Genomic DNA, 6614 nt, shown 5'->3' on the forward strand with positions numbered 1-6614 from the left:
TCCTGGTCTTTCAAGCCGCGCACATTTTTACCGGTCAGAGTTCAGTGGCGTGCAGCTCATGAGAGGTGTCCGCCAAGGCTTGCGGGTTCGCAGATGTCCCAGACCTGCGAGAGATTGCGCAATTGAGACTTACGCAGTTGCCGTTTTGAGGTTTTTTCTTGCGTTCTCATGCGCTTAGTTCGAATTAAGTACATTGACGTCTTGACTTGGAGAGGGCGAAACAGAAGAATCTCAAGTCCGCTGTAGAGGGACTGCCAGAAGCAGGCCCACTCAGCAGATCATGAGGCGCATATCCGCGCCGACCTGCTACACCCGCAACGCGTTACCTCGCGCTGGGTGGGAAGCCCCCGCAACACTTTGGGGCGCTCCCAATACTTGCTCAGTCAGTGCTGACGTAGTCGGCGACCACCGTCGCTCATGCTCTGCTGAGAAGTAAACCTATTAAGACCCGCCTCCTTTTGAGGGCGGTATTCTGGCGTTTTAGAGGTGAACAACGTGGAGCTTTTATCTGGCGGTGAGATGCTCGTCCGCTTTTTGCGTGACGAAGGCGTCAAATATATCTATGGGTACCCAGGTGGTGCTCTCCTTCATGTCTACGATGCCCTGTTCAAAGAACCGGAAGTGACCCATATCCTGGTTCGTCACGAACAGGCTGCTACCCATATGGCTGACGGCTATGCCCGTGCCACCGGTAAAGCCGGCGTGGTACTGGTGACTTCCGGCCCTGGCGCGACCAATGCCATCACCGGTATCGCCACTGCCTATATGGACTCGATTCCAATGGTGATTATCTCCGGTCAGGTGCCCAGCACCATGGTCGGCACCGACGCGTTCCAGGAAACCGACATGATCGGTATCTCCCGGCCGATCGTGAAGCACAGCTTCATGATCAAGCACGCTTCGGAAATCCCGGAAGTCATGAAGAAAGCCTTCTACCTGGCGCAATCCGGTCGTCCGGGCCCGGTGGTGGTCGATATCCCTAAAGATATGACCAACCCGGCTGAAAAGTTCGAATACGTTTTTCCCAAGAAAGCCAAGCTGCGCTCCTACAGCCCGGCTGTCCGCGGTCACTCCGGGCAAATCCGCAAGGCGGCAGAAATGCTCCTGGCGGCCAAGCGTCCCGTGCTGTACGCAGGCGGTGGGGTGATCCTCGGTGGTGGTTCCGCACCGCTGACCGAGCTGGCCAAGATGCTTAATCTGCCAGTGACCAATACCTTGATGGGCCTGGGTGCCTATCCGGGTACTGATCGGCAGTTCGTCGGCATGCTTGGCATGCACGGCAGCTACACCGCCAACCTGACCATGCACCATGCCGACGTGATTCTGGCAGTGGGTGCGCGCTTCGATGACCGTGTTATCAACGGTGCGCCGAAGTTCTGCCCGAATGCCAAGATCATCCATGTCGATATCGACCCGGCTTCCATCTCCAAGACCATCAAGGCCGATGTGCCTATCGTGGGTCCGGTAGAGAGCGTCTTGACCGAGATGGTCGCGGCACTCAAGGAAATCGGCGAGACCCCGAACAAGGACACGGTTGCCAGTTGGTGGAAGCAGATCGAAGAGTGGCGCGGTGATCGTGGCCTGTTCCCTTATGACAAGGGTGACGGCAGCATCATCAAGCCGCAGACCGTGATCGAAACCCTGTGTGAAGTGACCAAGGGCGATGCCTATGTTGCTTCCGACGTGGGCCAGCACCAAATGTTCGCGGCGCAGTACTACAAGTTCGACAAGCCTAACCGCTGGATCAACTCCGGCGGCCTGGGCACCATGGGCTTCGGTTTCCCGGCGGCCATGGGCATCAAGTTGAGCTTCCCGGATGCCGACGTCGTCTGCGTGACAGGCGAGGGCAGTATCCAGATGAACATTCAGGAACTGTCCACCTGCCTGCAATATGGTTTGCCGGTCAAAATCGTCATCCTGAACAACGGTGTTCTGGGCATGGTTCGCCAGTGGCAAGACATGAGCTATGGCAGCCGTCACTCCCATTCCTACATGGAATCGCTGCCTGACTTCGTCAAGCTGGCTGAGGCCTATGGCCACGTTGGCATGCGTATCAGCGACTCGAAAGAATTGAAGTCGAAGATGCAAGAGGCGTTTGCCATGAAGGATCGCCTGGTGGTGCTCGATATTTCGGTCGACACCAGCGAGCACGTCTACCCGATGCAGATCAAAGACGGCTCGATGCGCGATATGTGGCTGAGCAAGACGGAGCGTACTTAATCATGCGGCACATTATCTCCTTGCTTCTGGAAAACGAACCGGGCGCTTTGTCTCGTGTAGTCGGCCTGTTTTCGCAACGTAACTACAACATCGAAAGCCTGACCGTGGCCCCGACCGAAGACCCGACCCTGTCGCGTCTGACGCTGACCACTGTCGGCCACGATGAGGTGATCGAGCAGATCACCAAGAACCTGAACAAACTGATCGAAGTGGTCAAGTTGGTCGACCTGTCGGAGAGCGCTCATATCGAGCGTGAACTGATGCTGGTCAAGGTCAAGGCCACCGGCGCCCAGCGCGCCGAGATCAAGCGCACCACCGATATTTACCGTGGGCAGATCGTAGATGTCAGCGCCAGCGTGTATACCGTTCAATTGACCGGTACCAGCGACAAGCTCGACAGCTTCATTCAGTCCATCGGCACCGCCTCGATTCTGGAAACCGTCCGTAGCGGCGTAACCGGCATTGCTCGCGGCGACAAAGTACTCAGCATCTAAACCAAATTAGCGAATGGCCTGAACGGCCTGGATATATAGGGGAAATTCATGAAAGTTTTCTACGATAAAGACTGCGACCTGTCGATCATCCAGGGCAAGAAAGTTGCCATCATTGGTTACGGTTCCCAGGGCCACGCTCAAGCGTGCAACCTGAAAGACTCTGGCGTTGACGTTACTGTCGGCCTGCGTAAAGGCTCGGCTACCGTTGCCAAGGCTGAAGCTCACGGTTTGAAAGTGACTGACGTTGCTTCCGCTGTTGCTGCTGCCGACCTGGTCATGATCCTGACCCCGGACGAGTTCCAGTCCTCGCTGTACAAGAACGAAATCGAGCCGAACATCAAGAAAGGCGCCACCCTGGCCTTCTCCCACGGCTTCGCGATCCACTACAACCAGGTTGTGCCGCGCGCTGACCTCGACGTGATCATGATCGCGCCGAAAGCTCCGGGCCACACCGTACGTTCCGAGTTCGTGAAGGGCGGCGGTATTCCTGACCTGATCGCTATCTACCAGGACGCTTCGGGCAACGCCAAGAATGTTGCACTGTCTTACGCCGCAGGCGTGGGCGGCGGCCGTACCGGCATCATCGAAACCACCTTCAAGGACGAGACTGAAACCGACCTGTTCGGCGAACAAGCCGTTCTGTGCGGCGGTACCGTTGAGCTGGTCAAGGCCGGTTTCGAAACTCTGGTTGAAGCTGGCTACGCGCCAGAAATGGCCTACTTCGAGTGCCTGCACGAACTGAAACTGATCGTCGACCTCATGTACGAAGGCGGTATCGCCAACATGAACTACTCGATCTCCAACAACGCTGAGTACGGCGAGTACGTGACCGGTCCGGAAGTGATCAACGCCGAATCCCGTCAGGCCATGCGCAACGCCCTGAAACGCATTCAGGACGGTGAGTACGCGAAGATGTTCATCAGCGAAGGTGCAACCGGCTACCCTTCGATGACTGCCAAGCGTCGCAACAACGCTGCACACGGCATCGAAATCATCGGTGAGCAACTGCGCTCGATGATGCCGTGGATCGGTGCCAACAAGATCGTCGACAAAGCCAAAAACTAAGTCGCGAACTTGCACGGAAAACGCGGCCTAGGCCGCGTTTTTTCGTTTGGGGGGGCTGGTTCTGGTATAAAGCTGCATCGTTTGCGATGCGAACCGTTGTTGCAGACACCTGTCGAAACTTTCCACACCGTTGCAAGGTAATGTTCATGAGCGAACGTCCCGAAGAGCCAAACCAGGCCTCTGACGCCGAAAGCCTGCTACCGATCGATGAGCATGTCGAAGAAGGGCATGATGCTGAAGGCCGTAAAGTCCGGCATCGTGGTATCTATCTGCTGCCGAATCTGTTCACCACTGCGAACCTGTTCGCGGGGTTCTACTCCATCATCAGTTCCATGAGTGCGCAAAGTGCAATGAGTGCGGGCGACTCCGTTGCCGCGAGCAAGTACTTTGCCTTCGCCGCCATTGCGATTTTCGTCGCCATGGTGCTCGACGGTCTGGACGGTCGCGTTGCCCGGATGACCAATACCCAGAGCGCCTTTGGCGCCGAATACGACTCCTTGTCTGACATGGTCGCGTTCGGTGTTGCCCCGGCCTTGCTGGCATTTGGCTGGGCCTTGGGCGATATGGGCAAGGTCGGGTGGATGGTTGCCTTCATCTATGTGGCTGGGGCGGCGTTGCGCCTGGCGCGGTTCAATACCCAGGTCGGGACTGCCGACAAGCGTTACTTCATCGGTCTGGCCAGTCCGGCAGCGGCGGGTGTCGTGGCGGGGATTGTCTGGGCGTTCAGTGACTACGGGATCCAGGGCTCGAAGATGTCGTTCCTGGTGGCGCTGCTGGTTGCGGCGGCCGGCATGCTGATGGTCAGCAACATCAAGTACAACAGCTTCAAGGAACTGGACCTCAGGGGGCGGGTGCCTTTTGTGGCGATCCTGGCGGTGGTCCTGGTGTTTGCGGTGGTGTTCAGCGACCCGCCGCGTATTCTGCTGCTGGTTTTCCTCGCCTATGCGGCCTCCGGCCCGGTTCAGTACTTGTTGCGCCTTCGTCGGCATAAAAGCGGCGAGTGATGTAATTTCCCCCATACTCCGCAGTCTATTGGTGCATCAGTTCTCCAATCCTGCGGAGTTGCCATGTTGATCAAAGTGCCAAAGGCGTCTGACTGCAAAGAGTCGGACGTCACCCCGGAATCCCTCTATTTCTCTCGACGCACCCTGCTGGGCGGAGCGATGGCCGGCCTGGCGGTCAGTGGCCTGCCGCGTTGGGCTAGCGCCGCTGAGGCATCGCGTTATGCGGATGTCGAGGCGGGCAGGGCGCCCTCGTGGTTCGCCGAAAAGTTGCCAGCCACACACTGGCAGGCGGTGATGGTCAAGGACGAGGCGATCACCCCCTTCAAGGATGCGACCCACTACAACAACTTCTATGAGTTCGGCACTGACAAGGGGGATCCGGCGGCTAACGCGGGATCGCTGAAGACCGAGCCCTGGAGTGTGGTGATTGACGGTGAAGTGGCCAAGCCAGGTCGCTATGCGCTGGAGGACTTCATGAAGCCCTACGCATTGGAGGAGCGCATCTACCGTCTGCGCTGTGTCGAGGCTTGGTCGATGGTGATCCCCTGGATCGGTTTTCCCATCTCGGCGTTGCTCAAGCAGGTCGAACCAACCGCCAGCGCCAAGTTCATTCGTTTCGAAACCCTGCAGGATCCTAAAAGCATGCCCGGTCAGCGTTCAGGTTTCGCCTTGATCGACTGGCCTTATGTAGAGGGCCTGCGTCTGGATGAAGCGATGAATCCGTTAGCGATCCTCGCCGTCGGCATGTACGGGCGTGAGCTGCCCAATCAGAACGGGGCTCCACTGCGGCTGGTGGTGCCGTGGAAATATGGTTTCAAGAGCATCAAATCCATAGTGCGTATCAGTCTGGTGAGCGAGCAGCCGAAAACCACCTGGCAGAGCATTGCGGCCGATGAGTACGGCTTTTATGCGAACGTGAATCCCACCGTCGACCACCCGCGCTGGACCCAGGCGCGGGAACGGCGTCTGCCCAGCGGCCTGTTCAAGCCCAATGTGCGTGAAACCCAGATGTTCAACGGTTACTCGGATGAGGTCGCCTCCTTATATAGTGGCCTCGATTTGCGGACGAACTACTGATGCGTTATCCGCTCTGGCGCGTGGCCGTATTTATCGCAGCGGCGGTATGGCCGCTGTATTGGCTATTCCAGGCGGGAGACTCGGCGCTGGGGCCGGATCCTGGCAAGGTGCTGGTTGATCGCCTGGGGCTGGGTACGTTGATTCTGTTGTTGATCACCCTGGGCATGACCCCTTTGCAAAAGCTGACGGGGTGGGCTGGCTGGATTGCGGTGCGACGGCAACTGGGTTTGTGGTGTTTTGCCTATGTGGTGCTGCACTTGAGTGCCTACGCCGTGTTTATCCTCGCGCTGGACTGGTCGCAGTTGGGTGTGGAGCTGCGCAAGCGGCCTTACATTATTGTCGGCACCCTGGGTTTTGCAGGATTGCTGGTGTTGGCGGTGACATCCAATCGCTACAGTCAGCGTCGGCTCGGTAGTGGATGGAAGAAGTTGCACCGTTTGGTCTACGTCATTTTGGGGTTGGGTCTGTTGCATATGCTGTGGATCGTTCGTGCCGATCTCAAGGAGTGGGCGATCTATGCCTTTATAGGGGGGTTGTTATTGGTGCTGCGCATACCCCCTGTAACGCGCCGGATACCCCGCTTAATAGCTAAAAAGTCATCTTCTGCAACAAAAGCGTAATTAACCCTTGACGGCAGATTCTGGAAGTCTATAATTCGCCCCACTTCCGGCGCAGTCGAAACGGAAAACTCCTTGGTAAACAAAGAGTTACGCGGTTTTCGACAGTGAGCTGCTTCAGGTCATCGAAGCCCAGA

At 57.3% G+C, this 6614-nt stretch carries 6 protein-coding genes; all 6 read left to right on the forward strand.

Annotated features, from left to right (window positions below; genetic code table 11):
- Positions 1-495 precede the first annotated feature (495 nt).
- A complete protein-coding gene (locus ACOZJV_RS29020) occupies positions 496-2220 on the forward strand; it encodes an acetolactate synthase 3 large subunit (protein WP_201127999.1) in 1725 nt (574 codons plus the stop codon).
- A gap of 2 nt (positions 2221-2222) precedes the next feature.
- The gene (gene ilvN / locus ACOZJV_RS29025; protein WP_003176102.1) at positions 2223-2714 is read left to right on the forward strand and encodes an acetolactate synthase small subunit; all 492 of its coding nucleotides are present in this window, start codon (positions 2223-2225) and stop codon (positions 2712-2714) included.
- 48 nt (positions 2715-2762) lie between these two features.
- Positions 2763-3779, forward strand: coding sequence for a ketol-acid reductoisomerase (gene ilvC / locus ACOZJV_RS29030; protein WP_003228216.1), 1017 nt, complete (start codon positions 2763-2765; stop codon positions 3777-3779).
- Between the two features lie 146 nt (positions 3780-3925).
- Positions 3926-4783 (forward strand): CDP-diacylglycerol--serine O-phosphatidyltransferase, encoded by an 858-nt coding sequence (gene pssA / locus ACOZJV_RS29035; RefSeq protein ID WP_020296511.1) that lies wholly within the window; start codon positions 3926-3928, stop codon positions 4781-4783.
- A 63-nt stretch (positions 4784-4846) separates the two neighbouring features.
- On the forward strand, positions 4847-5860 hold the full coding sequence (gene msrP, locus ACOZJV_RS29040) for a protein-methionine-sulfoxide reductase catalytic subunit MsrP (protein WP_421549030.1): 1014 nt from the start codon (positions 4847-4849) through the stop codon (positions 5858-5860).
- Positions 5860-6480, forward strand: a complete 621-nt coding sequence (gene msrQ / locus ACOZJV_RS29045; protein WP_421549031.1) for a protein-methionine-sulfoxide reductase heme-binding subunit MsrQ — start codon at positions 5860-5862, stop codon at positions 6478-6480. The genes msrP and msrQ overlap by 1 nt, the downstream gene beginning before the upstream one ends.
- Positions 6481-6614: the final 134 nt, after the last annotated feature.

Origin of the sequence: Pseudomonas sp. QD4 (genome assembly GCF_049199125.1) — a bacterium.
In the GTDB taxonomy this organism is placed as follows: Bacteria; Pseudomonadota; Gammaproteobacteria; order Pseudomonadales; family Pseudomonadaceae; genus Aquipseudomonas.